General features: G+C 60.5%; 1 protein-coding gene and 1 pseudogene. Both read right to left on the minus strand.

All coding sequences use genetic code 11. The features are described from left to right. Positions 1-1094, minus strand: a 1094-nt coding sequence (locus ABT116_RS46050; protein ID WP_351647156.1) for a bifunctional 2-methylcitrate synthase/citrate synthase, incomplete at its 3' end; no start/stop codon positions are given. Further along, positions 1091-1437 (minus strand): annotated as a pseudogene (locus tag ABT116_RS46055) (hypothetical protein); the annotation flags it as partial. The gene ABT116_RS46050 and the pseudogene ABT116_RS46055, both read right to left, overlap by 4 nt.

Genomic DNA, 1437 nt, shown 5'->3' on the forward strand with positions numbered 1-1437 from the left:
AGAAGGGCTACACGATCATCGCGAACATCGGCAACAGCGCCACCGACCTGTCGGGCGGCCACGCCGAGAGCCTCCCCCGTCCTCATCACGAAGATCGGCGTGAACATCTCGACATCGAAGCCCATGAGGAAATATGCAGGGCCGGTGGGGAAATCGAGATTCGGTTTGATTCCGGTGGCACTGACCATCGCCTTCTCGAGGATCTCGTACATCTGCACCCACTTCTCGCCGTCCGTCGCTGCCGCTACGTCGAGGAGCGCCTGCTTCATGGTCGGAACACGCGAATCACCGTTCTTGTAGACACGGTGTCCGAAGCCCATGACCTTCTCCTTGGCGGCCAACTTCTCCGACATCCAGGCTTCGGCGCGGTCGGGGTCGTCGATCTCGAGCATGTCGTGCATGACGGCTTCGTTTGCGCCGCCGTGCAGCGGGCCCTTGAGCGTGCCGATCGCAGCCGTCACTGCGCTGTAGATGTCCGAAAGTGTGGACGTCACAACACGAGCGGCAAACGTCGAGGCGTTGAAGGAGTGCTCCGCATACAGGATCAGCGAGACCTCGAAGGCCTTCACGATCGCCTGCTCCGGAACAGCACCGAAGCACATGTTCAAGAAGTTTTCGGCGAAACCCAGGTCCGACTGCGGCGCGATGGGATTCTGACCACGCCGGCGGCGGAAATCGGCTGCGACGATGGTCGGCAGCACGGCCGTCATCCGCAGTGCCTTGGCTAGATTGGCCTTCTCGGAGTTGTCGTCCTCCGCCGGATCCTCGGCGCCGAGGTAGCTGATCGCCGTCCGGACCACGTCCATCGGGTGGCAGTTGTCGGGCATCTTGGTCAGGAGCGAGAGCAGTGAGCGATCGGCACGGCGAGCCGCACGCTCACGCAGACAGAGCAATTCGAGCTGCTCGGGAGTCGGCAGTTCGCCGTACCACAGCAGGTGCGCAACTTCTTCGAAGCTACAATTCGCGGCGAGGTCCTGCACTGCGTAACCGCGATACGTCAACGAATTCGTCTCGGGCACTACCTTGGAGATAGCCGTCGTGTCGACGACAACTCCGGCCAAGCCCTTGTAGATCGTCGGAATCTGTTCGGTCATGTCCTACTCCCCTCCAAGCTGAAATTGAAAATGCCACTGTCGAATTCGTTGTAACGCTCGTACTCGAGAATCTCGTACAACCTGCTGCGGTGCTGCATCTCACCGAGCAGCCCTTCTTGCGTGCCCTCCGCAAAAATCTCGCGCAGGCCCTTTTCGATGGCGAACATCGCCAACCGAAGAGTGGTCACGGGGTAGATGACGGCGTTGAAACCGATCTCTTCCAACGTCTTCGCCGAAATGAGATTCGACTTCCAGTTCCCCGTCGGACAAGCCCATCCGGAACGTCCCACCGGGGACCATCCGGAAGAGCACTCCGGAGGGTATGTGCCGCCAAGCAGGTCGG

This window comes from Streptomyces sp. NPDC002130 (assembly GCF_040296465.1).
GTDB lineage: Bacteria > Actinomycetota > Actinomycetes > Streptomycetales > Streptomycetaceae > Streptomyces.